The 22480-nt window shown below is 71.8% G+C and carries 25 protein-coding genes; 9 read left to right on the top strand and 16 right to left on the bottom strand.

The window, feature by feature from the left end:
• Window positions 1–39: 39 nt before the first annotated feature.
• The 4 genes from QSJ97_RS07435 to QSJ97_RS07420 form a co-directional block, all read right to left on the bottom strand.
• Complete coding sequence (locus tag QSJ97_RS07435) at window positions 40–627, bottom strand: retropepsin-like aspartic protease family protein (protein ID WP_285671065.1); 588 nt, start codon at window positions 625–627, stop codon at window positions 40–42.
• A 13-nt stretch (window positions 628–640) separates the two neighbouring features.
• Entirely contained in the window at window positions 641–1297 is a 657-nt protein-coding gene (locus QSJ97_RS07430; RefSeq protein ID WP_285671064.1) for a MarC family protein, read from the bottom strand.
• A 22-nt stretch (window positions 1298–1319) separates the two neighbouring features.
• Window positions 1320–1529: a hypothetical protein gene (locus QSJ97_RS07425; RefSeq protein WP_285671062.1), complete on the bottom strand. Its 210-nt coding sequence runs from the start codon at window positions 1527–1529 to the stop codon at window positions 1320–1322.
• Between the two features lie 154 nt (window positions 1530–1683).
• A complete protein-coding gene (locus QSJ97_RS07420; protein WP_285671060.1) occupies window positions 1684–3573 on the bottom strand; it encodes an ABC-F family ATP-binding cassette domain-containing protein in 1890 nt (629 codons plus the stop codon).
• A gap of 103 nt (window positions 3574–3676) precedes the next feature.
• Here QSJ97_RS07420 and QSJ97_RS07415 point away from each other — a divergent pair, with 103 nt between their 5' ends.
• On the top strand, window positions 3677–4339 hold the full coding sequence (locus tag QSJ97_RS07415) for a DUF4214 domain-containing protein (protein ID WP_285671058.1): 663 nt from the start codon (window positions 3677–3679) through the stop codon (window positions 4337–4339).
• A 6-nt stretch (window positions 4340–4345) separates the two neighbouring features.
• Here the strand turns inward: QSJ97_RS07415 and QSJ97_RS07410 are convergent, their stop codons facing one another.
• Window positions 4346–4813 carry a MaoC family dehydratase gene (locus QSJ97_RS07410; RefSeq protein WP_285671057.1) on the bottom strand — a complete coding sequence of 156 codons (468 nt, stop codon included), beginning with the start codon at window positions 4811–4813 and terminating at the stop codon, window positions 4346–4348.
• A gap of 286 nt (window positions 4814–5099) precedes the next feature.
• Between QSJ97_RS07410 and QSJ97_RS07405 the strand changes: the two genes are divergently transcribed.
• The gene (locus QSJ97_RS07405; protein WP_285671055.1) at window positions 5100–5342 is read left to right on the top strand and encodes a hypothetical protein; all 243 of its coding nucleotides are present in this window, start codon (window positions 5100–5102) and stop codon (window positions 5340–5342) included.
• A 643-nt stretch (window positions 5343–5985) separates the two neighbouring features.
• On the opposite strand, the gene hpnH is transcribed toward QSJ97_RS07405, so the two are convergent.
• The 5 genes from hpnH to QSJ97_RS07380 form a co-directional block, all read right to left on the bottom strand.
• The gene (gene hpnH, locus QSJ97_RS07400; protein ID WP_285671053.1) at window positions 5986–7119 is read right to left on the bottom strand and encodes an adenosyl-hopene transferase HpnH; all 1134 of its coding nucleotides are present in this window, start codon (window positions 7117–7119) and stop codon (window positions 5986–5988) included.
• A gap of 246 nt (window positions 7120–7365) precedes the next feature.
• On the bottom strand, window positions 7366–8151 hold the full coding sequence (locus tag QSJ97_RS07395) for an alpha/beta fold hydrolase (protein ID WP_285671052.1): 786 nt from the start codon (window positions 8149–8151) through the stop codon (window positions 7366–7368).
• 254 nt (window positions 8152–8405) lie between these two features.
• Window positions 8406–9362 carry an NAD(P)-dependent oxidoreductase gene (locus QSJ97_RS07390; RefSeq protein ID WP_285671051.1) on the bottom strand — a complete coding sequence of 319 codons (957 nt, stop codon included), beginning with the start codon at window positions 9360–9362 and terminating at the stop codon, window positions 8406–8408.
• Between the two features lie 81 nt (window positions 9363–9443).
• Window positions 9444–10496, bottom strand: coding sequence for an AI-2E family transporter (locus QSJ97_RS07385; protein WP_285671050.1), 1053 nt, complete (start codon window positions 10494–10496; stop codon window positions 9444–9446).
• Window positions 10497–10584: 88 nt separating this feature from the next.
• Entirely contained in the window at window positions 10585–12135 is a 1551-nt protein-coding gene (locus QSJ97_RS07380; RefSeq protein WP_285671049.1) for a trimethylamine methyltransferase family protein, read from the bottom strand.
• Window positions 12136–12294: 159 nt separating this feature from the next.
• Here QSJ97_RS07380 and QSJ97_RS07375 point away from each other — a divergent pair, with 159 nt between their 5' ends.
• The 6 genes from QSJ97_RS07375 to QSJ97_RS07350 all read left to right on the top strand — a co-directional run bounded on the left by QSJ97_RS07375 (window position 12295) and on the right by QSJ97_RS07350 (window position 17429).
• Window positions 12295–13074 carry a hypothetical protein gene (locus tag QSJ97_RS07375; protein ID WP_285671048.1) on the top strand — a complete coding sequence of 260 codons (780 nt, stop codon included), beginning with the start codon at window positions 12295–12297 and terminating at the stop codon, window positions 13072–13074.
• Between the two features lie 70 nt (window positions 13075–13144).
• Window positions 13145–13852: a hypothetical protein gene (locus QSJ97_RS07370; RefSeq protein ID WP_285671047.1), complete on the top strand. Its 708-nt coding sequence runs from the start codon at window positions 13145–13147 to the stop codon at window positions 13850–13852.
• Between the two features lie 104 nt (window positions 13853–13956).
• Window positions 13957–14559 carry a DUF922 domain-containing protein gene (locus tag QSJ97_RS07365; protein ID WP_285671046.1) on the top strand — a complete coding sequence of 201 codons (603 nt, stop codon included), beginning with the start codon at window positions 13957–13959 and terminating at the stop codon, window positions 14557–14559.
• Window positions 14560–14638: 79 nt separating this feature from the next.
• Window positions 14639–15067, top strand: a complete 429-nt coding sequence (locus QSJ97_RS07360) for a nuclear transport factor 2 family protein (protein WP_285671045.1) — start codon at window positions 14639–14641, stop codon at window positions 15065–15067.
• Window positions 15068–15162: 95 nt separating this feature from the next.
• Entirely contained in the window at window positions 15163–15771 is a 609-nt protein-coding gene (locus QSJ97_RS07355; protein WP_285671044.1) for a DUF922 domain-containing protein, read from the top strand.
• A gap of 1409 nt (window positions 15772–17180) precedes the next feature.
• Entirely contained in the window at window positions 17181–17429 is a 249-nt protein-coding gene (locus tag QSJ97_RS07350; RefSeq protein ID WP_285671043.1) for a DUF1127 domain-containing protein, read from the top strand.
• Window positions 17430–17465: 36 nt separating this feature from the next.
• On the opposite strand, the gene QSJ97_RS07345 is transcribed toward QSJ97_RS07350, so the two are convergent.
• Window positions 17466–17963, bottom strand: a complete 498-nt coding sequence (locus QSJ97_RS07345; RefSeq protein ID WP_285671042.1) for a cell wall hydrolase — start codon at window positions 17961–17963, stop codon at window positions 17466–17468.
• On the bottom strand, window positions 17960–19090 hold the full coding sequence (locus tag QSJ97_RS07340) for an acyl-CoA dehydrogenase family protein (protein WP_285671040.1): 1131 nt from the start codon (window positions 19088–19090) through the stop codon (window positions 17960–17962). The genes QSJ97_RS07345 and QSJ97_RS07340 overlap by 4 nt, the downstream gene beginning before the upstream one ends.
• Before the next feature lie 95 nt (window positions 19091–19185).
• Here QSJ97_RS07340 and QSJ97_RS07335 point away from each other — a divergent pair, with 95 nt between their 5' ends.
• Complete coding sequence (locus QSJ97_RS07335) at window positions 19186–19419, top strand: hypothetical protein (protein ID WP_285671039.1); 234 nt, start codon at window positions 19186–19188, stop codon at window positions 19417–19419.
• 60 nt (window positions 19420–19479) lie between these two features.
• On the opposite strand, the gene QSJ97_RS07330 is transcribed toward QSJ97_RS07335, so the two are convergent.
• The 4 genes from QSJ97_RS07330 to QSJ97_RS07315 all read right to left on the bottom strand — a co-directional run bounded on the left by QSJ97_RS07330 (window position 19480) and on the right by QSJ97_RS07315 (window position 22479).
• The gene (locus QSJ97_RS07330) at window positions 19480–19875 is read right to left on the bottom strand and encodes a rhodanese-like domain-containing protein (protein WP_285671037.1); all 396 of its coding nucleotides are present in this window, start codon (window positions 19873–19875) and stop codon (window positions 19480–19482) included.
• 126 nt (window positions 19876–20001) lie between these two features.
• Window positions 20002–20595 (bottom strand): YceI family protein, encoded by a 594-nt coding sequence (locus QSJ97_RS07325; RefSeq protein WP_285671036.1) that lies wholly within the window; start codon window positions 20593–20595, stop codon window positions 20002–20004.
• Window positions 20596–20697: 102 nt separating this feature from the next.
• Window positions 20698–21888, bottom strand: a complete 1191-nt coding sequence (locus tag QSJ97_RS07320) for an acetyl-CoA C-acyltransferase (protein ID WP_285671034.1) — start codon at window positions 21886–21888, stop codon at window positions 20698–20700.
• 117 nt (window positions 21889–22005) lie between these two features.
• Complete coding sequence (locus QSJ97_RS07315; protein WP_285671033.1) at window positions 22006–22479, bottom strand: GFA family protein; 474 nt, start codon at window positions 22477–22479, stop codon at window positions 22006–22008.
• Between the last annotated feature and the right edge of the window lies 1 nt (window position 22480).

Raw genomic sequence — 22480 nt, 5'->3', positions numbered from 1 at the left:
GGCCCGGGAACGGTGCGCATAGCCCGGACGGCGGCGCGCTCAGCGCTCGAGGCGCAGCGTGTCGCCCTGGATCTCGACGCGGGCGAAACGGTCGAGATAGCGCATGCCGAGCAGCGAGGTGGCCAGCGCGCCGCCATTGACCACCGCCGGCACGCCGCGCTCCACCTTGCCGGCAAAGCGCACCTCGCCGAGGCGCACCGGGGCGCCGTAGACCACGCCGTTCGCGGTGCGCGCGGGCCGGGTGAAGGCGAGGCTGTCGAGCGCCAGGCCGATGCGGGCGGCATCCTGCCGGCTCAGCACCATCTCGCTGGCGCCGGTATCGACGAGGAACGCCACCGGGGTGCCGTCGATCTCGAGGGTGGCGTGGAAATGCCCGTCCCGTCCGCGGGTCAGCACCACCGCATCGCCCTCGACGCGCGCGGCGCCGGGGTTCAGCATCACCGCCAGGTTGTCCTTGAAGCCATAGGCCAGCATGGCGCCGAGGAAGATCAGCACCCAGATCGCGGCGTGCTGCAGCCCGGTGCCGAGGCGCCCGCGATAGGCGTGGATCAGGTAGCCGCAGAGCAGCAGCCCGAGCAGCGAGAGATAGAGGATGCGCGCCTGTTCGTCGCCGCTGAAGCCGCTCATGCGCCCGTCCCGCTCATGCGCCCGCGCCCATGCCGCGGATCACCGCGGCGATCCCGTCGATCACGAACTGCACCGCCAGCGCCGCCAGCAGCATCCCCATCAGCCGGGTCACCACCAGCATCCCGGTCCGCCCCAGCACGCGGCCGATCGGCCCGCCGAGCAGGAACATGCCGAACTGCAGCAGCAGCACCCCGGCCATGGTGCCGAGCACGATGCCCTGGCGCTCCATGTCGCCGGCCGCCGCGCCCATCAGCAGGATCATCGCGGCGATCGCGCCGGGGCCGGCGATCAGCGGGATGGCGAGCGGGAACACCGAGGGATCGTCCGGCGCCTCGGCGGCGGCCTGGCTCTCGCGCTCCTCCTCCACCTTGCGCTCGCGGCGCGCGGTGCGGCGCTCGAACAGCATGTCGAGCGCGGTCAGGAACAGCAGGATGCCGCCGGCGATGCGGAAGGCCGGCAGCGAGATCCCGACGAAGGCCAGCACCGCCTCCCCGGCCAGCGCGAAGAGCAGCAGCACCGCGAAGGCAACGCCGGTGCCGAGCGCCGCCACGCGCAGCCGGCCGGCCCCGTCATGCGCCGCGGTGAGCGCGATGAACAGCGAGGTCGTGCCCACCGGATCGAGGACAGCGAACAGCGTGGCAAAGGCGGCGAGGGCATGCTCCATCGCCATCCTCCCTGCCCGGCGCCGCGGTTCAGGTCAAGCGCGAGCGCACCCGCTCGGCGGCGGCCTCCTCGCGCTCGCGGGCGCGGCGCAGGTGATACCAGCCATAGGTGGCGAAGACCGCCGCGCTGGCGGTGCCGAAGACGTAGTCGGCGTCGATCACGCCGCTGAGGATGTGGCTCGCCAGCGCGGCGATGCCGAAGACGAAGCCGAGAAGGGCGGCGATCTTGCGAGGGTCCATGAGGTGCTCCCTGGGTTGCGGGTTTCGTGCAAGCCCCGCAACCATGACAGCCGCCGGTTCACATGCGGCTTTCAGGGATGGTGTGCCCATGGCTGACGGTGATGGTTAGCGGCGGATGCATGCCGCCCGCCCGCTCAGGCTCAGGCTCTCGGGCTCAGGCGCCGGCCCTGGCCTCCGCCTCGGCGGCATCGAGCTTCTCCTGCGCCGCCATCCAGAGCGCCTCGGCCCGCTCCTGCCCCTCGAGGATCTCGCCGCGCTTGATCTGCAGCGCCTCGATGCGGTCGGCCGGGCCCTGGTAGAGCGCGGGATCGGCCAGCTTGGCATCCATGCGTTCCAGCATCTCGGCGATCTTCTCCAGCCGCGCCTCGCAGGCCGCAACCTCCGCCCGCAGGGGCGCCAGCGCCTTGCGGATCTCGGCCGCGCTGCGCCGCCCGGCCCGTTTCGCCGAGCCGTGCGGCGGCGCCTGCGTGCCCTCCCCGCCCCTCTCGGTGGCGAGCAGCAGCCGGCGGTAATCGTCCATGTCGCCGTCATAGGGCGCCACGCGCCCGCCCTTCACCAGCCAGAGCCGGTCGGCCACCGCCTCCACCAGATGGGCATCGTGGGAGATCAGGATCACCGCGCCGGAGAAGCCGTTGAGCGCCGACACCAGCGCCTCGCGGCTCTCGATGTCGAGATGGTTGGTCGGCTCGTCGAGAATCAGCATGTGCGGCGCATCGAGCGCCGCCATGGTGAGCATCAGCCGCGCCTTCTGCCCGCCGGAGAGCTCGCCGACGCGGGTCTCGACGATCTCCGCCCCGGTGCCGCCCGCCGCCAGCATGGCGCGCAGCTTCTGCGGCTCGAGCTGCGGGCGCGCCCGGCGCAGGATCTCGAGCGGGGTCTCGGCGGTGTCGAGCTCCTCGGTCTGGTGCTGCGCGAAATAGCCGATGCGCAGCTTGGAGGAGGCGCGCCGCGTGCCCTCCATCACCGCGAGCCGGTCGGAGATCAGCTTGGCCAGGGTCGACTTGCCCTCGCCATTGGCGCCGAGCAGCGCGATCCGGTCGTCCTGGTCGATGCGCAGGTCGAGCCGCGACAGCACCGCGCGCCCGTCATAGCCGACGCTGGCCCGCTCGAAGGCGAGCAGCGGCGGCGGCAGCTCCTCGGGCTCGGGCAGGTGGATCGGCGCGACGCTCGATTCGATCACCGCGGCAATCGGCTCCATCTTCTCCAGCATCTTGACGCGGGCCTGCGCCTGCTTGGCCTTGGACGCCTTGTAGCGGAAGCGGTCGACGAAGCTCTGCAGATGCGCGCGCACCGCCTGCTGCTTCTTGGCCGCGGCGGCCTGCAGCATCAGCTTCTCGCGGCGCACCCGGTCGAAGGTGTCGTAGCCGCCGCCGTAGAGCGTCAGCCGCCGGTTCTCGAGATGCAGCGTGGTGTTGACCGCGCGGTTCAGCAGCCCCCGGTCGTGCGAGATCACCAGCATGGTGTGCGGGTAGCGCGCCAGATAGCTCTCGAGCCAGACCGCGCCCTCGAGATCGAGATAGTTGGTCGGCTCGTCGAGCAGCAGCAGGTCCGGCGCCGAGAACAGCACCGCCGCCAGCGCCACGCGCATCCGCCAGCCGCCCGAGAATTCCGCCGCGGCGCGGGCCTGGTCGGGCGCCGGAAAGCCGAGGCCGGCAAGGATCGTGGAAGCGCGCGCCTCTGCCGAATGCGCCTGGATATCGGCGAGGCGGGCGTGGATCTCGGCGATCCGCGCCGGGTCGGTCGCCCGCTCCGCCTCGGCCAGCAGCCGGGCGCGCTCCTCGTCGGCGGCAAGCACGATCTCGATCAGCGGCTCGGGGCCCGCCGGCACCTCCTGCGCGACACCGCCGATGCGGGCGCGCGGCGGCAGCGAGATCTCCCCGCCATCGGGCGAGAGCTCGCCCCGGATCAGGCGGAACAGCGTGGTCTTGCCGGTGCCGTTGCGCCCGACGATGCCGACGCGGGCGCCGGCCGGGATCTGCGCCGAGGCGCCCTCGAAGAGCGGCCGGCCGGCAATGGCAAAGGTGAGATCGCGGATCGTGAGCATGGCGCTCCGCTAGCAAGTTGCGCGGGCCGCGTCCAGCGGCGCCGCGCTTGCCGCAAGGGCAGATAAACTGTAGGTTGAGCGCTCGGGGTTCGGGGGATGCGGCATGGGCAGCGGTCCGGCAGACAGCTTCGATTTCAGGCTCGCGGGCTTCGGCATTGGCGCCGGGCTTGGCGACATCGTCGGCGATATCGGCGGCGGGCTCACCGATGACGGGAGCCCGGACGACGATCTCGACACGGATTTCGACGGCTTCCCCGATGGCGGCGGCGACGATGGCGGCGGTGACGGCCCCGATGGCGACGGCACCGGCGGCGCCCCCGATGACACCCCGGCGGACGACACGCCGGAGGATGCCGGCCTCGACGCCGAGGGCGTGCTCGACATCGCCTATCTCTACGAGGCCGCGCTCGACCGCAACGGCGATGTCGATGCCGCCGGGCTCAATCACTGGGTGGACATCCGCGAGGCCGGCTTCGGGCTGGCCGAGATCGCCGGCTTCTTCCTCGCCTCCGCCGAATATGCCGCGAAGTTCGGCGACCCGGCGGCGCAGGACGACCGCGCCTTCCTCGAGACGCTCTACGGCAACATCCTCGACCGCGACAGCGACACCGATGGCATCGGCTTCTGGGAGGCGGCGCTGGCCGGCGGCACGGTCGACCGCCCGGCGGTGCTGCTGGCCTTCGCCGGCAGCGCGGAAAACCTCGGCCAGACCGATTTCGGCGGCACCCTCACCGAGGTCGGGGACGGCGTCTGGGACTTCGTCTGACCCGCCCTACCCCTCCTCCGGGCGCCGCCGCAGGATATGCGTGGCGCGATAGCGCATCACCCGCTCGCCCGCCTGGTTCAGCACCTGATAGGCGATCTCGGCGCGTCCCCGGTCGGGCCGCGAGCGCGAGGGCGTGACCGAGAGCACCTCGAAGACGCAGCGCAGCCGGTCGCCGGGCCGCACCGGCCGCAGCCAGGCGATCTCCGCCATCCCCGGCGAGCCCATCGAGGCGGCCCGCCAGACATCCGTCTCGAGGCTCAGCACGAAGGCGGTCAGAAGCGTATGGAAGCCGCTCGCGATCAGCCCGTCATAGGGCGAGGCCCGCGCCGCCTCCGGATCGGTGTGGAAATACTGCGGGTCCCATTGCCGGGCGAAGGCGATGATCTCCGCCTCGGTGAGCGCCCGCTCGCCGGTCTCGAAACGCTGGCCCGAGGCCAGGTCGTCGAGATAGAGCGGCGCCGCCGGCCCGCTCATGCCACGGCCCCCGATGCGCTGCGATCCGCGGGGTGGTCCATCGGTCATCCTCCCGTCCGGCCTGCCTCGGCAGAGACATAGCGCGCCGGCATCGCCGGCGGAAGCGCCGCGGCGGCGGCGCCGGGTGCCCAACCCTCTCCGCAAGCCACGCGATGGCGGCGGGAGCACCCCATCGGGGTGCAGAACCGCTGCGACCGCCTGCGCGCCGCCGCCGCAACCCCGGCCCGGATCGAAGGCGGGATCAAGGCCCGGCCGGCACGCATCCACCCGGAGGCACCGGCCCGCCATGCCGCTGCCGGAGGCGCAGGAAGACGCGAGCATCCCCGATCCCGGCCACGCCAACGGTCGCGACATCTGCCTGCGCGCAACATGCCAAACCGCACCGGCGCCTGAACACCGCCGCCATGATTCCGGCGGCCCACCGCCGCACGCAAGACGCTGGCGCGGCACCGCGCGGCCATCGGCAGCATACTGCCCGGAGGCCACCTTCCAGGCAGGCCTGATCGAGCGCCCCGATGCGCTGCCCTGACTTCCGGCGCAGCGGATGCCATCGCCCCGAACCGCGCGATCAACCCCAGGCCCGGCAGGCCGGCGCGCAGTGCCGGCTGCAGGAGGGCGGCAAGCGCCATTCCGCCGATATCCATGCCAACCGGCCGGTGCCGGAGGCGCCGCGCCGCGCATCGTCGCGAGCTGCCCGCTCGCGGTGCCCCCCAGCGCCTGAAACGCCTCGGCGCCCTGAGCGCCTCGGCAAACGCCGCTTCACCCCGGCCACCTGCCGCCCGCTTGCCGCCCGCTTGCCGCGCGAAGGTGCACCGGGTGCAGCCATGCAGGCGCGGCCGGAGCGGGTTGTCGGGGACGACGCACCGCCTCGGCTCCGGCGCAGCGATGATGTTTGCGAAAGGTGAATGGGTGACGCTGCCGGTTCGCCCTGGTCGGATTGCCGGCCCCCGGCCCTCGATCGGCAGGCGACCCCGGCACCAGCCAGACCGGATGCCGTCCCGAAGCCCGATCCTGCGGCCGCCGCCCGCGCCCCGGCGGGCACCTTCCGCTGCCGCCGGGCCTGCACTCCGCCGCCTCCCGTGGGTGGGCCGCGATGCGCGCGAAGCCGCCGCGACATCTCAGGGGTGGGGGAGGCGGCGGGCCCGGCCGGGGCCCCCGCGTCTGCGCCCGCCCTATTCGGCGGCGATCTTGCGGTTGAGCTTCGCCATCTCCTCGGCGACGATGCGCTCGTGATGCTCCTCGCCGGCGCGCGCCTTCGAGAGGTCGATCTCCGGGGCCATTTCGCCGGAGGTGCGCAGCCCGCGCATCGCCAGCTTCAGCATCTTCAGCGGGTTCGAGAAGGCGATGTTGGCCGCCGTCGGCTCATAGCCGCAATGCGCCATGCAGTCGCCGCATTTCTCGTAGTTGCCGGTGCCGTACTTCTCCCACTCGGTGGTCTCCATCAGCTCGGCATAGCTCTTCGCATAGCCCTCGCCCAGCAGGTAGCAGGGCTTCTGCCAGCCGAAGACGTTGCGCGTCGGCATGCCCCAGGGGGTGCAGAGCATCTCCTGGTTGCCGAGCAGGAAGTCGAGGAAGATCGGGCTGTGGCTCAGTGACCAGCGCTTCGCCGTGCCGCGGCTCTCGCCGATGCGCCAGACCTCGCGGAAGAACTCCTTGGTGCGCCGGCGGTTCAGGAAATGCGCCTGGTCCGGCGCGCGCTCGTAGGCGAAGCCCGGCGAGATCGAGATGTTGACCCCGAGCCCGGTGCAGTAGTCGAGATAGTCGGCCAGCTCGTCCGCCGGGTAGCCCTCGAAGATCGTCGCGTTGACATTGACCGCGAAGCCCTTGTCCTGCGCCGCCTTGATCGCCTTCACCGCGCGCTCGAACACGCCCTTCTGGTCCACCGCCTTGTCGTGGTGCTCCTTCAGCCCGTCGAGATGCACCGAGAAGAACAGATAGGGCGAGGGCTCGAAGAGATGCAGCTTCTTCTCCAGGAGCAGCGCGTTGGTGCAGAGCGAGACGTATTTCTTCCGCTCCACGAGGCCCTTGACGATCTCGCCGATCTCCTTGTGGATCAGCGGCTCGCCGCCGGGGATCGCGACCATCGGGGCGCCGCATTCCTCGGCCGCCTGCCAGCATTCCTCGGGGCTGAGTCGGCGCCGCAGGATCAGCTCGGGATAGTCGATCTTGCCGCATCCCGGACAGGCGAGGTTGCACTTGAACAACGGCTCGAGCATCAGGACCAGCGGGTAGCGCTTGTTCCCCTTCAGTTTCTGCCGGAGAATATAGGCCGCCACCGCCGCCTGCTGCCTGAGAGGTACACCCACGGGTCTGTCCCTTTGTCTGCCGGCCGCCAGGGGCCGCGCCTCGTCTCCGTCACCGCTCGCGGCCCGCCCGACCCGGACGGCCGGTGCGTCTGCGGGCAGATGGGCCGCTTTTCGCAACTGCGCAAGCCCCGGTTAACAGGGAAAAACGCTCGGGAAAACGCCCGACCGGTGAATATCAATCACAATTCGGCGCAATTGTCTCGATTTGGCCGCGGCGGAGCGGCAATCCGCCCCGCCCCGCATGCCTCAGGCGGTGTCGAGCCAGCCGGTGACGGCCGCGCGGAACGCCTCCGGCCGCTCGGCATGGAGCCAGTGCGCGGCGCCCTCCATGCCCTGCAGCTCGGCCCGCGGGAAGCGCGCGCGGATCGCCGCGTGGCTCCCGGGGGTCACATAGTCCGAGGCGGTGCCATAGAGGAACAGCGCCGGGCCGGCATAGCTGGCCTGCGTGTCGGGGAAACCGGTGAGCGCGTCCATCCGCGCGTCCAGCACCGCGAGATTGATGCGCCAGCGCGCCCTGCCCTCCTCGACCACGAGGTTCTGCAGCAGGAAGCCGCGCAGCCCCGGCTCCGGCACCGCCGGCGCCAGCAGCGGGTCGGCATCGGCGCGCCGCGCGATCGCCGAGAGGTCAAGCGCCTGCATCGCCGCGACATAGCCGCCATGGCTGTGCGGATAGGTCACCGGGGCGATGTCGGCCACCACCAGCCGGTCGACCAGCTCGGGCCGGGTCAGCGCCAGCATCATCGCCGCCTTGCCGCCCATGGAGTGGCCCAGCACCGCCGCGCGCCCGCCGCAATGGCGCTCGATGGCGGCGGCGAGATCGCCGGCCATGGCGGGATAGTCCATCTCGTCGGACCAGGGGCTGCGGCCGTGGTTGCGCATGTCCACCGCGACGACGCGCCGGTTGCTCGCCATCCGCTTGCCGAGGCTGTTGAAGTTGCGCGCCGAGCCGAAGAGGCCGTGGGCGATCAGGAGCGGCGGCGCGGTCTCCGCGCCCTCGGCATCATGCACCAGCGTGGCCAGTTCGAGCGCCATGGCCCCCTCCCCCTGCGGTTTCAGCCCGGCCTAAGCCGCGCCGCCGCGGAAGGCAAGCCCCCGGAGCGGCCGGCGCTCCCCCGGTGCAGCCGCCGGGCCGGTGCGGCAGCCCCGCCGCCGCCGAGGGCCGGGCGGCGATGCGCGGCCAGCCGCCGCGACGGTGCGGTGCGAGTCGCCGGGACGAGCCGAAGCCGGCGGCGCGCTCGGCGCGTCGGGCCTGCGGGCCTTGCCGGCCCTGCCCGCCGCCCGTGCCCTCAGCCGGCCTTCGGGTGCACCTCCGCCCCGGGCTCCTCGGGCTCGTCGTCGACGATGTCCGCAGGGAAGCCGGCGGCGCGGATGTCGAGCCCGGTGGCATCCTCGAGCCGGCGGATGATCGAGGGCGAGAACGCCCGCTCGCCATAGCGCGCGATGCCGTCGGCAAAGATCTCGATCAGCTTCGGATTGATCTCCAGCGGCACCCCGGCGCGGTCGGCCACCGCCTGGAAGAGCCCGATATCCTTGGCCACCAGGTCCATGGTGAACTGGATGTCGCGCGAGCCGTTCAGGATCACCTGGCTCTCGGTCTCGTGCACGAAGGAATTGCCCGAGGAGATCCGGATCGCCTCATAGGCGGTGGCGAGGTCCATGCCGGCGGCCTTCGAGACCGTCAGCGCCTCGGCCAGCGAGACGAGATTGGCGGTGGCGAGATAGTTCGTCACCACCTTCAGCACCGAGGCCGAGCCGATCGGCCCGGTATGCAGCACCCGCCGCCCGAGCACCGTGAGCACCGGCAGCAGCCGCTCGAAGGTCTCGCGCTCGCAGCCGGCGAAGATCGAGATGTTGCCGGTGGCGGCGCGGTGGCAGCCGCCGGAGACCGGGCAGTCCACCGCCGCGGCCCCGCGCGCCGCGACCAGCGCGCCGAGCCGGCGCACCTCCTCGGCGTCGGTGGTCGACATCTCGGCCCAGATCTTGCCGGGGCCGATCGCGGAGAGGATGCCGTCCTCCGCCTCCATCACCGCCGCCGAGGCCGCCGGCGAGGGCAGGCAGGTGATCACGATGTCCGAGGCCGCGGCGAGTTCCGCGGGGCTCTCGGCCCAGCCCGCCCCCTGCGCGAGGAACGGCGCCGCCGCCTCGCGCGAGAGGTCGCGCACGGTGAGCGCATGGCCGTTGCGCAACAGGCTGCCGGCGAGCTTGCCGCCGACATTGCCCAGCCCGATGAATCCGATCCGCATGGCCTGCCCCTCTTGCTGCCGCTGATTCAGGCGCCCGATCTTGCCCGCGCCCGCGCCCGGCGCAAGGGGCACAAACCGGGCTCACACATCGGGCACCTGCCCGTCGCGCGAGAGCAGCACGGCGATCGGCCGCGTCACCGGGAAGCGCGCGCAGACCAGCGCCAGGATCACCGTGATCGGGATCGCCAGGAACATCCCCGCCGGCCCCCACATCGCGCCCCAGATCACCAGGGTGAGCAGGATCACCACGCTCGAGAGGTTGAGCCGGTCGCCCATCAGCCGCGGCAGCACCACCTCGCCGGCGACGAACTGCGTCGCCGCCAGCAGCGTGACCAGCACCGCGATCGCCGCCGGGTCGGGCAGCGAGAGCAGCCCGTAGAGGCAAGGCAGCACCACCGCGGTGATCGAGCCGATGGTCGGGATGAAGTTGAGCACGAAGGCGGCGAAGGCCCAGAACCCCGCCCCCTTCAGCCCCACCGCCGTGCAGGCGGCATAGGTCGCCAGCGCCACGCCGAGCGAGATCATCGACATCAGCCAGATATAGAGCCGGGTCTCGTTGGCGATGTGGTCGAGCGTCTCGATCAGATGCTCGCGGCGTTCCCGGTCGGGCAGCAGCGCGCGCAGCTTGGCATCGAAGAAGCGCTGGTCGATCAGCAGGAACATGACGTAGAGGAAGACGAGGCTGGCATCGCTCAGCAGCGTGCGCACGGTCTCCACCGTCCAGCCGATCAGCCGGTCGAAGCCGACCAGCTCGAAGACCTCCTCCGCCTTGATGTCGACCGCGATGCCGATCCGCGCCAGCAGCGCCTCGAGCTTGGCGAAGGCGACCTCCTCGTCGCCGCTGACCCCGGCGCCGAGCTCGGCGAGATTGGCCGCCACCACCCGCCCCGAGAGCGCCAGCGCCCCGAACAGCAGGCAGAGCGAGATCGTCTGCGCCGCGCCGAGCGGCAGCCGCCCGCGAACCCCCGGCAGCCCGCGGATCGCCCCGGCCAGCGCGTTGATCAGGAACCAGATCAGCACCGCCACCGCCACCGGCACCGCATAATCGCGCGAGAAGGTCAGGCAGGTGATCGCGAGCGCGATGAAGGCGAGCGCGAAGAAGGGCCGCTGGGCGGCCCGTATCATGTCCGACATGTTCCGCTCTCCGAGGCTTGCAGGGGCGGCGCGAGCCTATCGCGGATGCGCGCCGCCCAGAACCCCTCCATTTCGGGGCGCCGCCGGCTCAGAAATCGGTCGGCGCGCCGCCCTCGGCCTTGCGCCGGGCGACGAAATCGGCAAGCGCCTCGCGCCGATCCTCGGCCAGAGCCGGCGGTTCGAACTCGGCGAGGATCTTGCGCGCGATCGCGTTGGCCCGCTCCGGCGTGCGCACCGCGCCGCTCTCGGCCCAGGTCTCGAAATTGCGCCAGTCGGACAGGAAGGGCGCATAGAACGCCGTCTCGTAGCGCGCCTGGGTATGCGCGACGCCGAAGAAATGCCCCTGCGGGCCGACCTCGGCGATGGCCTCCACCGCGAGATCCTCCTCGGTCACGCCGATCGGGCGGTTGTAGGCCGCCATCTGCTGCAGGGTCTCGCAATCCATCACGAACTTCTCGAGCGAGGCGACCAGCCCGCCCTCGAGCCATCCGGCGGCGTGATAGACGAGATTGGCATGGGCCGACTGCACCGCCCAGAGCGAGAAGGCGCTCTCCCAGGCAGCCTGCGCATCCGGGCAGTTGGCGGCGCAGGCATTGGAGGCGCGCAGCGGCAGCCCGTAGAACCGCGCCATCTGCCCGGACATCTGCGTCGCGCGCATGTATTCGGGGGTGCCGAAGGCCGGCGCGCCGGACTTCATGTCGACATTCGAGGTGAAGCTGCCCATCACCACCGGGGTGCCGGGGCGGATCGCCTGCAGCAGCACGATGGCGGCCAGCGCCTCCGCGGTCTGCTGCGCGATGGCGCCGGCCAGCGTCACCGGGGCCATCGCGCCGGCCAGCGTGAACGGGGTGACCGAGACCATCTGCCCGCGCGCCGCCATGCGCATCGCGCCGTCGAGCATCGGCCAGTCGTGCTTGAGCGGCGAGGAGGAGTTGATGTTGGTGAACATCCGCGGCGTCGCGGCAAACTCCTCCTCGGTGAGCCCGCCGGCGATGCGCACCATCTCCATGGCGTCCTCGACCCGCTCCACCCCCAGCGAATAGGCGTGGCAGACCTTGTCGGTCAGCGTCAGCTTGTCATAGAGGCAGTCGAGGTGCCGCACCGAGGCGTGCAGGTCCACCGGCTCCACCGGATAGCCGCTCATCAGGTGGATGCAGTTGAAATACTGGCTGAGCCGCAGCAGGTCGCGGAAGGCCGCGCGGGTGCCGGGCCGGCGGCCGCCCTCGAGATCGGAATAGTTCGGCGGGCTGGCGACGTTGCCATTGACCTGGATGCGCCCGCCGATGGTCACGGTGCGCTCGGGGTTGCGCGGCGTGATGGTGAAGCGCGACGGCGCCCGGGCGGTGAACTCGCGCACCATCGCCGGGTCGAAGCGCACCCGCACCCCGCCGGGCTCGACCTCCGCGCCGGCGGCCTTCAGATGCGCCCGCGCGCCCTCGTGCAGGAAGTCGATGCCGATCTCGGAGAGGATGCGCATGGCGGCGCCGTCAATCGCGCGCACGCCCTCCTCCGAGAGCGGCTCGGTGGGGCGGTCGATCAGCTCGAGCATCTCCCAGGGGAGCTGCTGGATGGCGCGGGTGTCGCTGCGGCGGGTATTGCCGCCACGGCCGCCGCGTTTGCGTCTGAGTGGCTCGGTCATCGGCGCATCCTTGTTGGGAGTCCCCGCGAGCCTGACCCCCTGCGCCGCGGCCATGCTTGTCGGAATGCGGCATTCTGATGTCGGCTTTGCGCCGCCCGTGGTCCGCGGGCGGGCGATCTGCTATGGCGCGGGCACGGCGTTTCACCGGAGGGGTGCCCGATGCGAATCCTGCTGATCCTCGGCCTCGGCGTGCTGGCCGCGGCGATCTGGAGCGTCGTGCTCGACAGCGCGGGGCCGGGGCGCGGGCTGGCGCGGCTCGGGCTCGGCGAGCTGTTCGGGGAGGGTTTCGCCGAGGGGCTGGGCACGGGCTGGCACAGCGGGACCGGCGCCGGGGCGCCTGCCGGGCCGGGCGCCGCCTCCGCCGCGGCGGCGAGGCTGCTCGGCTATCTCCCGGGCGCCCGGCGCCTCGATGCCGGCGAGGCGGCCGAGGGCATCGCGGCGCTGGAGGCGGGCAGCCGCCGCGCGATGATCGGGCTCGGAGACGGCCAGGAGATCACCGTCGCGGCGCCCGAGGGCGGCCGGCTCGCGCCGGGCATCTTCCTGATGGGCGACGGCGCGGCCGGCGTGATCGCCGAACATGCCGATGGCAGCGCCACCGTTCTGGCGCTGGCCGACGAGCCCAAGCTGCGCGGCATCGACCTGCGCCGAAAGCTCGCGGTCTACGAGGCGCTGGCCAGCCAGGTGGAGAGCCGCGGCAGCCTCGGCGGCGGCGACGGCGACGGCGCGGCCCGCGCCCAGGTGCTGCGCCATGACGGGCGCGGCGTGGTGCTCTGCTTCGCGGACCCGGAGAGCGGCCGCGAGGCGCTCGGCGCCATGCGCATCGAGAAGGGCCTGCTGGCGATCGCCATCCTTCGCGAGGGCTGCGCCGACCCCGGCCCGGCCGATCATTCGCGGCTCGACGCGGCGCTCGCCGGGGTCCGCCCGAAGCTCTGGCGCTGAGCCTTCTGCCCCCCTGACGGCGCCGCCCGGCCATGCTAAGCGGGGGGCGCGAAACAGCCCGGAGAAAGCCATGCGGTCCGCCTTCCTGATCTCCATCATCGGTGCCGTCATCGCCGGCGGCCTGCTGATCTATGTGGTGACGCAGACCGACCTGCTCGACTTCAGCGGCCATCGCGGCGGCGAGCGCACCGGCAGCGGCGGGCTCACCCCGGCGGCGCGGCGCCAGGCGCTGGTCGGCGATCTCGAGCTGCTGCCCCCCGGCGAGACCCGCGCCGGCGTCACCGTGCGGGTCGAGGCGGGCGGCGCGGTGTTCGACATGCCCGGCGGGCGCGAGGTCGCGGTCGCCACCCCCGAGGGCTGGGAGCTGCTGCCGCAGTTCGTCATCCTCAACGAGATCAATGCCGGCTTCTTCCTCGGCCGGCCCGGCGACGACCCGCTGGCGGCCAACTACGTCAATTTCGGCGATGCCCGGCGCCCGCTCGAGCCGACCACCGGGGCGGCCGCGATCGCGGCCTATGAGCAGGCCGCCGAGCGGATCGCCGAGATGCGCGAGATGCCGGTGCTCGAGGGCACGCTCGAGGTGGTCAGCGTGACGCCGGCGCCGGATGCGGTCTATGCCTGCCTGAAGCGCGAGGACGGGGTTCTGTTCCAGTATGGCACGCGCTTCGTCGGCCCGCTCTGGGTGCAGGTGATGGAGACCGGCGGCTGCCCGGAGGACCGCGCCGCGATCAGCGCGCAGCTCGACATCGCCGAGGCCGCGCTCGCCGGCAACCGCTGAGGCCCCCCGCTGGGGCCCCCTGCCGGCTCCGCCGCGCCCGGCCGCAGCCCGGGCCTTCCCCTTTCCGCAGGGGCATTTCATACTGGCGGGAAACGGAGGAACCCATGGCGGTCAAGCTGCAGGTCACCGCGCCCAAGCTGAAATACTACACGGTCAAGGGCGACACCCTGAAGGACATCTGGCAGGACATCCTCAAGAAGGGCCCGAAGGACCCCAACGACAACAAGAAGGTGGCCGCGCTCTCCGAGACCAGCTTCTCGACCTCGCCGAGCTGGAACCACCAGATCGTCGACAGCTACAAGATCTTCGACGGGCAGACCACCTGCAAGATCAAGGTGAAGGACTGGGACGTCCAGTACTGGTCGGTGATCACCTTCCCCAAGCTCGGCGCCAACAAGCTGAGCGCCAAGGCCAAGAAGGAGTGGACCCGCTTCGTCACCAAGCTGAAGCCGCACGAGCTCAAGCATGTCGAGAAGGGCCTGGCGGAGATGAAGAAGGTGGTGAAGGAGTTCCAGGCGATGGAGAGCTCCGCCATCGGCAAGGACGAGAAGGAGGCGGTGGCGCTGGCCCGGGCCAACATGGAGGACCATTTCGTCAAGACCTACGGCGCCGGCGGCAAGAAGATCGAGGCGCGGCTCAACAAGATCCACAAGAAGTTCGACCACGCCACCAGCCACGGCACCAGCCTCGACACTTCCATCACCTGACGCCGCCGGAGACAGGCAGGCCTGATCCCGTCCGGGATATGCTACAGTCGTTCCTTGGATGATCTTGAAAGAAACCTTCATGGGCGATCAACTGAACATCCTCGCCACGCTCGACGAATACGCCGACGCCTATTGCGCGAAGGATCGCGATCGACTGATGGCGATCTTCGCAGAGGGCGACGCCATTTCGCTGATCGGCACCGGGGGCGACGAGCTCTGCGCCGGCAGGGCGGCTGTCGCCGCGATTTTCGAGCGGAACTTCCGGGAGGCGTCGGCATCCCGCTTCGAATGGGGGTGGCGCGACGTCGCCATTCATGGCGACACCGGAACGGTCGCGATCGCGCTCGCCATCCACCTGACCGTCGACGGCGAGGCTGTGCGGGTACCGCTCCGCTGGACGGTCTCGCTTGCAAGGTTGGAGGCGGGCTGGAAGTGGATCCATCGGCACGCCTCGGTGGCAGCAAGTTCCCGGGAGGAGGGCTCCGCCTATCCCGCGGCGGGTCGATAGACCGGGTCGGGCGGCACCCTGTCCGGCCCGATTCCATAGCAGAATGCTCCCTGCCCCGGTCATGGACCCCGGCATAGCCGCGAGGGGGAGCGCCGATGCCGATCACGATTTCCTACACCGCGCCGAAGCTCCGCTACTACACGGTCGCCGGCGACACGCTGAAGGCGATCGAGGCCTTCATGAAGCGCAAGGGCCCGGTCGATCCCAACGAGGGCAAGCGCATGGTGGCGATGACCTATACCGGCCAGGGCATCGTGCCGAAATGGACCCATGGCCGCTCCGACCTGCACCGCGCCCCGAACGGCGAGGTGACCTGCTCGGTCAAGGTGAAGGACATGAAGTTCGTCGCCCGGGCGGTGATCCTGCTGCCGAAGCTCGGCAGCAACAAGCTCTCCCCCGCGGCACGCAAGGAGTGGGACCGCTTCTTCCGCAAGCTGAAGGCTCACGAGCTGAAGCACATCGCCGTCTATCGCGGCTTCATGCACACCGTGCTCGACGAGATCGGCAGGCTCGAGGGCTCGGCCCTTGCAAAAACCGAGGCCGCGGCGGAGAAGGCCGCCCGCGCCGATCTCGAGCTGGCGATCAGGCTCAACTATGCCGGCGGCAAGCTCGACAAGCGGATCCGCCAGATGCACCACCAGTTCGACAAGCGCACCAGGCACGGCCAGCGCAGCGGCGCGAAGCTGAACACGAAGATCCCCTGAGGCGCCCCGGTCCCGCTGCCCGTTGCCCGCCGCCCCGCCTTGCCCGCCGGCCCTGCCGCGAGGGGCTGCACGGCAGCGGGCTGCCACCTTGCAGCGCCGCGCCGAGACGCCGTGATCGCACGTCGCCGCCACGCCGAAGGCGGCCGAAGCCCGGGCAAGGCACGGGTGCGGGGCGGCCGGCCCAGCCAACGTTCGAGGTCCGAGCCGAACCGGGCGGGAACACGCACCGGCCTCCATCGCCGGCCAGATGGCTCGGTTCCCGCCGCCGCCGAGGCGAAGGTCATGCGCCTCACCGGCACCGCCGGGAGAACCCCGCCCCAGTCCGGCGGCAATGGGCTCTCCCCCGCCGCGCGATAGATAAGGTCCGTCTCCCGCAAACCGAAGACGCGCAAGCCGAGGCACCCCGCCAGGCCCGCAGCGTCAGGCACGCCGCCCGCTGGAAGATCGCTCCGCCCAGACACAGGGCAAGACGCCGAATGCCCTCCCTCGGCACAACTTCGCTGGCGATCCGGCCATGGCCCCCCAAGGAACCGACCCGCGGGCCTGCACGGCTGCGCCGCGCGTTCACCCCGGTTGGCACCTCGGTGGAGCCGTCGAGCCCGACACGGCGTGACGGCTCCCCTTGCGGCCCGCGGGGAGCACCACGAAACGGTGGTCCGCCGCCGCCCTGCGGCCGTTTGAAGACCGGGGGCGGCGCCCCCTTGCCCCTTGCCCCTCGCCCCCGCCTAGACGATCACGCCGCAGCGGGCCGACTGATCCCGCCGCGCGTCCGGGCGCCACGTGCACCGGGCATCGTCGGCGCGAAGGCGCGGCGCTGGACGCGGCCATCCTCCGGGCCGCGCCGCCCCTGCCATTCGCTGGTGCAATAGCTGCCTTGCAGGCGGCGTTTCCCGCGCCCCGCCGCATTGCGCCGCCGGCGTCCCCATGCCCCGAGGCCCGCCAGACGATCACGCCGCAGCGGGTGGACAGGTCGCGCCGCGCGTCCGGGCGCCACGCGCGCCAGGCATCGCCGGCGCGAAGGCGCGGCGCTGGGCGCGGCCATCCCCCGGGCCGCGCCGCCCCTGCCATTCGCTGGTGCAATAGCTGCCTTGCAGGTGGCGTTTCCCGCGCCCCGCCGCATTGCGCCGCCGGCGTCCCCATGCCCCGAGGCCCGCCAGACGATCACGCCACAGTGGCCGTACAGGTCGCGCCGCGCGTCCGGGCGCCACGCGCACCGGGCATCGCCGGCGCGAAGGCGCGGCGCTGGGCGCGGCCATCCCCCGGGCCGAGCCGCCTCCTGCCATTCGCTGGTGCAATAGCTGCCTTGCAGGCGGCGTTTCCCGCGCCCCGCCGCATTGCGCCGCCGGCGCCGCCGCCTATGTGACAGCTCCGTGACAGGGACGACAGCGACAGGAACAAGGAAGACCGCAATGCTGGACTGGATTACCGAACCCGTCCGCGCGCTGCTCGCCGGCTGGCGCCGCGAGCGCCTCATGCAGCGCGACATCGCCGAACTCAAGCATCTCGACGACCGGATGCTGGCCGATCTCGGCATCGCCCGCGGCCAGATCGAGGACTATGTCCGCGGCCGGCTCGGGCACGACGCCATCGCGCTGCAGCAGGCCGCGCCGCGCCGGCCGGTCGGGCTCGCCGTGCGCCGCTGCAACGGCGCCGCCTGAAAGACGAGACCCGCCGGGCGGACCGGCCCGCGGGGCTCAGCCATCCGGCAGGTGATAGAAGTAATGCGCCCCGATCCGCCCGCGCGGCTCGGCGACCCGCGCCCAGGCCGGCCTGGCGCTGAGATTGTGGAACATGTTGGCGCCGTCCGTCGGGTCCTCGGTGCGCCCCGCCAGCACCCGGCGCGCCACCGCCACCGCGCGGTCATACTCGGCCCGGTCGCGCGCGGTGTCGGGCCGCCCGTCGCACCACCAGGAGAACTGGCAGGGCGGCGCCTCGCCGCCATCGCGGATCACCGCGCAGATGCTGTCCGGCCAGGGCTCGTCGGCGCGGCGGTTGAGCACCACATGGGCCACCGCCGTCATCTCCAGCAGCGAGCGCCCGCGGGCCTCGAAATAGACCGCCCGGGCGAGGCAGACCAGCGGCGTGTCGAGCGGCCGCGTGCCGTCGAGCTCGTCCTCGGCGGCCGCCGGCCCGGCCAGCGCGGCGAGGGCCGCGAGCACGCCGCCGAGCCGGCGCAGGCGCAGCCCCCTCATCCCCGGATCTGCCTGGCGATGATCAGCTTCTGGATGTCGTTGGTGCCCTCGTAGATCTGGCAGACCTTCTGGTCGCGATAAATCCGCTCCACCTCGTAATCGGCGAGATAGCCATAGCCGCCGAGCACCTGGATCGCCTCCGAGGTCACCCGCTCCGCCGCCTGCGCCGCGAAGAGCTTGGCCATGCAGGCCTCCTTGAGGCAGGGCTCGCCGCGGTCCTTCATCGCCGCCGCGTTCAGCACCAGCTGCCGCGCCGCCTCGAGATCGGTGGCCATCTCGGCCAGCCGGAACTGCACCGCCTGCAGGTCGAAGATCGGCCCGCCGAAGGCGGTGCGCTCCTGGGCATAGGCGAGCGCCCGCTCATAGGCGCCCTGCGCCAGCCCCACCGCCTGCGCGGCGATGCCGATGCGCCCGGCCTCGAGGCTGGAGAGCGCGATGGCATAGCCCTGCCCCTCCTCGCCGATGCGGTCCTCGAAGGGCACGAACATCTCGGTGAAGGCGAGGGCGCAGCTGTCCGAGGCCTTCTGCCCGAGCTTGCTCTCGACGCGGACGATCTCGAAGCCCTCGGCGGCGTTCTCTACCACGAAGCAGGAGATGCCCTTCTTGCCCTTCTCCGGGTCGGTCACGGCGAACAGCACAGTGGCCCAGCCGATCCGCGCCGAGGAGATGAACTGCTTCGCGCCGGTGACCCGGTAGCCCTCGTTGCTGCGGACGGCGCGGGTCTTCAGATTGGCCGCGTCGGAGCCCGCCTGCGGTTCGGTCAGCGCGAAGGAGCCGACCTTGCCGCCCTCGGTCAGCGGGCGCAGCCAGCGCGCCTTCTGCGCCTCCGAGCCGAACCGGTCGAGCACCGCGCAGACCGGCGCATTGTGCACCGAGACAAGGGTCGAGACCGCGCCGTCGCCGGCGGCGATCTCGGTGAGCGCGAGGGCATAGGAGGTGTAGTCCGCCCCGGCGCCGCCCCAGTCGGGCGAGATCGTCATGCCGAGAAAGCCGAGCTCGGTGAGCTCCGCGACGATCTCCGGCTCGATCGCGCCGGCCGCCTCGCGCGCCCCCGCGGTCGGCGCCAGGCGCGACCGCGCGAAATCCCGCGCCATGTCGCGGATCATGATCTGCTCGTCGGTCAGCATCTGTCTCTCCCTTGGATGTCACTCGTTCCACGAGCTAGAAGCGGGGCCAGGCTCCCTGATCCGCCGGGTCACCGGAGCCGGAAGGCGCAGCGGCCATGACCAAGCTCCGCGGCGGCATCCCGACATTGGCCGGTTGGAGTACAAATATGAAAGAGTTCATTTTTCTCTGCCTCCTCGCCTCGAGCCCGAGCGACGCCATCGTCCCGCAGCCGGTCGGCATCCGCCTCGCCAGCGATGACATCGCGCATGGTGGCGGCTGCCGGAAGAGCTCGCCGCCGGGGCAATGCTGCCACATGGACCGGAAGGCCGGGAAGGTTCACTGCCACTGAGGGCATCCCCCTGCAGAGGGGCCCGGCGGCATCCGCCGGGCCGCGCCGCCGCCCGCGCCGTCAGGCGTCCTTCTTCGCCCGCTCGGCCACCGGTCCGCCGGCCTCCTTCCAGCCCTTGAAGCCGTCGGTGATGTGCGAGACCCCCTCGAGCCCCATCTCCTGCGCCGCCTTCGCCGAGAGCGCCGAGCGCCAGCCGCTCGCGCAGTAGAAGACGAACCGCCCGCCGGCCTGGAACTGCGGCTTGGCATAGGGCGATTCCGGGTCGATCCAGAATTCCAGCATCCCCCGCGGGCAGTGGAAGGCGCCGGGGATCATGCCCTCGCGCTCCAGCTCGCGCACATCGCGCAGGTCGACGAAGGTCACCCCCTCCGCCCCGTTCAGATCCAGCAGCTCCGCCGCCGGCGCATGCGCCACCACGGCATTCGCCTCGGCCACCATCTCGCGCACCGATTTCATCGCTCTGCTCCTCCTCGCCGTCATCCGGGTCATTGCAGCGGGGGATCGGCCCCGCGGCGGATCGGGGGCGGGGGTGGGCGGGTGGGCCGCCCCCGCTCCGGCGCGGGGCCGATCCCCCGCCCGGCCTCACTCGGCGAGCACCGCCTCGAACTCGATCAGCAGCTCGACCTCGTCGCCGACGATGCCGCCGAGCGCATAGGTCATGCCATAGGCGCTCCGCACCACCGTGCCGCGGGCCGAGACGCCGATGGTCGGCTTGCCATGGCCGAAGGGATAAGGGCCGATCTTGTTCAGCGTCACCTCGAGCGCCAGCGGATGGCTCTGGCCGCGCAGCGAGAGCTCGCCCTCGACCCGGCCGCTGTTCTCGCCGGTCACCGTGCCGCCCGCGGCGGTGAAGACGATCTCGGGATGCGCCTCGGCATCGAGGAAGTCCTTGTTCCGCACATGCCCGTCGCGGCGCTCGTCATTGGTCCAGACCGAGCCGGCCGGCACCACCACGCGGACATCGGCCAGCGCCTGCGTCTCCGGGTCGTAGCGGAAGCTGCCCTCTACCTCGCGGAACAGGCCGAACACCCTGGCATAGCCGATATGCTCCACCAGGAAGCCGAGCGTGGTGTGCTTGGGGTCGAGCTGCCAGTCCTGCATCCCGGCCTGCGCCGCCGGCGCGCCCAGCGCCAGCACCGCCGCCAGCGCGGCCCTGCGGATCAGCGAAACGGTCATGCGAGTTCTCCCTGTTGCGGCCGGCGCCCCGCGGTGGCCGGCGGCAGAACCTTAGCCGCCGCCGCGCCCCGGGCAAAGCGCGCCCTGCCCCGCCCGCGCGGTTCAGAGCCGCTCGATGGCGACCGCGGTGCCCTCGCCGCCGCCGATGCACAGGCTCGCCATGCCGCGCCGCCCGCCGGTCGCCTCGAGCGCGTGCAGCAGCGTCACCAGGATGCGCGCGCCGGAGGCCCCGATCGGATGGCCGAGCGCGCAGGCGCCGCCGCGGATGTTGAGCTTCTCGCGGGGGATGCCGAGCTCCGCCTCGGCCGCCATCGGCACCACCGCGAAGGCCTCGTTGATCTCCCAGAGATCGACATCGTCCACCGTCCAGCCGATGCGCTCCAGCAGCGTCCGCATCGCCGGCACCGGCGCGGTGGTGAACCAGCCGGGCTCCTGCGCATGGCTGGCATGGCCGAGGATGCGCGCCCGCGGCGCCCAGCCCGCGGCCTCGGCATCCGAGGCCCGCGCCAGCACCAGCGCCGCCGCCCCGTCGGAGATCGAGGAGGCATTGGCCGGGGTGATCGTGCCGTCCTTCCTGAAGGCCGGCTTCAGCCCGGGGATCTTGTCGGGCCGGGCCTTGCGCGGCTGCTCGTCGGAGGCGACCACCACCGGGCCCTTGCGGGTCTCCAGCGTCACCGCGGCGATCTCGTCGCCGAAGCCGCCCTCGGTCTGCGCCGCCAGCGCCGCGCCGAGCGAGCGCAGCGCGTATTCGTCCTGCGCCTCGCGGGTGAACTGGTAGCGCTCGGCGCAGTCCTCGGCGAAGGAGCCCATCAGCCGCCCGGTCTCGTAGGCATCCTCGAGCCCGTCGAGGAACATGTGGTCCTTCATCTCGGCATGGCCGATGCGTGCGCCGGCGCGCATCTTCGGCACCAGATAGGGCGCGTTGGTCATGCTCTCCATGCCGCCGGCCACCACCACCCGGCCATTGCCGGCGCGGAGCTGGTCATGCGCGATCATCACCGCCTTCATGCCGGAGCCGCACATCTTGTTGAGCGTGGTCGCCGGCACCGCCTTGGGCAGCCCGGCGCCGAAGCCGGCCTGGCGCGCCGGCGCCTGGCCCTGCCCCGCGGGTAGCACGCAGCCCATCAGCAGCTCGTCGACCTCGGCCGCCTGCACGCCGGCCCGTTCGAGCGCGCCGGCGATGGCGGTGGCGCCGAGCTCCGGCGCCGCGGCGCCGGCGAGCTCGCCCTGGAAGCCGCCCATCGGGGTGCGCGCCGCCCCGAGGATCACGATCGGATCGGTGCTGTCGGCCATCTCGTCCTCCCGTCTTGTGTGAACGCTTGTTCAATTTCCGGCACTCTCGCGCGGTGCCACCGCCTTGTCCAGCGCCCTGTCCGGGCCCCTGTCCGGAACCGTCGCCGGGCCGCCGGCTCAGAGATCGTGCCGCGCATGCCAGTCCGCAAGGCTCTCCTCCGGATAGGCGTCGAAGCAGCGGTCGCCCGGGCCGGGCTCCGGCGCCGCCCAGCCGGCCCGGCTGCCCAGCATCATGTGCACCCGCTCCGGCGGCTCGGGCAGCTCGGTGTCGATCGCGCCGGCATGGGGGTGGATCAGCGCCGGCCAGCGCGGGTGCCAGAGCCAGAGATGGCAGCCGCAGCGCGTGCAGAAGCGCCGCTCCGCCGCGCTTTCGGTGCCATCCGCCAGCCGCGCGCGATAGGTGCCGAGATGCGCCGCGCCGTCGCCCTCGATCTCCAGCGTCTCCGCCAGCCCGCCGATATTGATCGCGAAGCCGCCGCTGCCCGCGGTCTTGCGGCAGATCGTGCAGTAGCAGCGCTGGAAGGGCACCGGCGCCGGCACCTCGAGGCGGAACACGACGGCGCGGCAATGGCAGCTTCCGGCAAGACGCATC

It is taken from the genome of Paralimibaculum aggregatum, assembly GCF_030270585.1.
Classification (GTDB): domain Bacteria; phylum Pseudomonadota; class Alphaproteobacteria; order Rhodobacterales; family Rhodobacteraceae; genus Thermohalobaculum; species Thermohalobaculum aggregatum.
Note: the sequence above shows the minus strand (reverse complement) of the source record. Positions and strands in the feature narration are given on the sequence as shown.

Coding starts and splice junctions, on each gene's coding strand:
- QSJ97_RS07435 (WP_285671065.1), bottom strand. CDS start 627: ATGAGCGGCTTCAGCGGCGACGAACAGGCGCGCATCCTCTATCTCTCG.
- QSJ97_RS07430 (WP_285671064.1), bottom strand. CDS start 1,297: ATGGCGATGGAGCATGCCCTCGCCGCCTTTGCCACGCTGTTCGCTGTC.
- QSJ97_RS07425 (WP_285671062.1), bottom strand. CDS start 1,529: ATGGACCCTCGCAAGATCGCCGCCCTTCTCGGCTTCGTCTTCGGCATC.
- QSJ97_RS07420 (WP_285671060.1), bottom strand. CDS start 3,573: ATGCTCACGATCCGCGATCTCACCTTTGCCATTGCCGGCCGGCCGCTC.
- QSJ97_RS07415 (WP_285671058.1), top strand. CDS start 3,677: ATGGGCAGCGGTCCGGCAGACAGCTTCGATTTCAGGCTCGCGGGCTTC.
- QSJ97_RS07410 (WP_285671057.1), bottom strand. CDS start 4,813: ATGAGCGGGCCGGCGGCGCCGCTCTATCTCGACGACCTGGCCTCGGGC.
- QSJ97_RS07405 (WP_285671055.1), top strand. CDS start 5,100: ATGCCGCTGCCGGAGGCGCAGGAAGACGCGAGCATCCCCGATCCCGGC.
- QSJ97_RS07395 (WP_285671052.1), bottom strand. CDS start 8,151: ATGGCGCTCGAACTGGCCACGCTGGTGCATGATGCCGAGGGCGCGGAG.
- QSJ97_RS07390 (WP_285671051.1), bottom strand. CDS start 9,362: ATGCGGATCGGATTCATCGGGCTGGGCAATGTCGGCGGCAAGCTCGCC.
- QSJ97_RS07385 (WP_285671050.1), bottom strand. CDS start 10,496: ATGTCGGACATGATACGGGCCGCCCAGCGGCCCTTCTTCGCGCTCGCC.
- QSJ97_RS07380 (WP_285671049.1), bottom strand. CDS start 12,135: ATGACCGAGCCACTCAGACGCAAACGCGGCGGCCGTGGCGGCAATACC.
- QSJ97_RS07375 (WP_285671048.1), top strand. CDS start 12,295: ATGCGAATCCTGCTGATCCTCGGCCTCGGCGTGCTGGCCGCGGCGATC.
- QSJ97_RS07370 (WP_285671047.1), top strand. CDS start 13,145: ATGCGGTCCGCCTTCCTGATCTCCATCATCGGTGCCGTCATCGCCGGC.
- QSJ97_RS07365 (WP_285671046.1), top strand. CDS start 13,957: ATGGCGGTCAAGCTGCAGGTCACCGCGCCCAAGCTGAAATACTACACG.
- QSJ97_RS07360 (WP_285671045.1), top strand. CDS start 14,639: ATGGGCGATCAACTGAACATCCTCGCCACGCTCGACGAATACGCCGAC.
- QSJ97_RS07355 (WP_285671044.1), top strand. CDS start 15,163: ATGCCGATCACGATTTCCTACACCGCGCCGAAGCTCCGCTACTACACG.
- QSJ97_RS07350 (WP_285671043.1), top strand. CDS start 17,181: ATGCTGGACTGGATTACCGAACCCGTCCGCGCGCTGCTCGCCGGCTGG.
- QSJ97_RS07345 (WP_285671042.1), bottom strand. CDS start 17,963: ATGAGGGGGCTGCGCCTGCGCCGGCTCGGCGGCGTGCTCGCGGCCCTC.
- QSJ97_RS07340 (WP_285671040.1), bottom strand. CDS start 19,090: ATGCTGACCGACGAGCAGATCATGATCCGCGACATGGCGCGGGATTTC.
- QSJ97_RS07335 (WP_285671039.1), top strand. CDS start 19,186: ATGACCAAGCTCCGCGGCGGCATCCCGACATTGGCCGGTTGGAGTACA.
- QSJ97_RS07330 (WP_285671037.1), bottom strand. CDS start 19,875: ATGAAATCGGTGCGCGAGATGGTGGCCGAGGCGAATGCCGTGGTGGCG.
- QSJ97_RS07325 (WP_285671036.1), bottom strand. CDS start 20,595: ATGACCGTTTCGCTGATCCGCAGGGCCGCGCTGGCGGCGGTGCTGGCG.
- QSJ97_RS07320 (WP_285671034.1), bottom strand. CDS start 21,888: ATGGCCGACAGCACCGATCCGATCGTGATCCTCGGGGCGGCGCGCACC.
- QSJ97_RS07315 (WP_285671033.1), bottom strand. CDS start 22,479: ATGCGTCTTGCCGGAAGCTGCCATTGCCGCGCCGTCGTGTTCCGCCTC.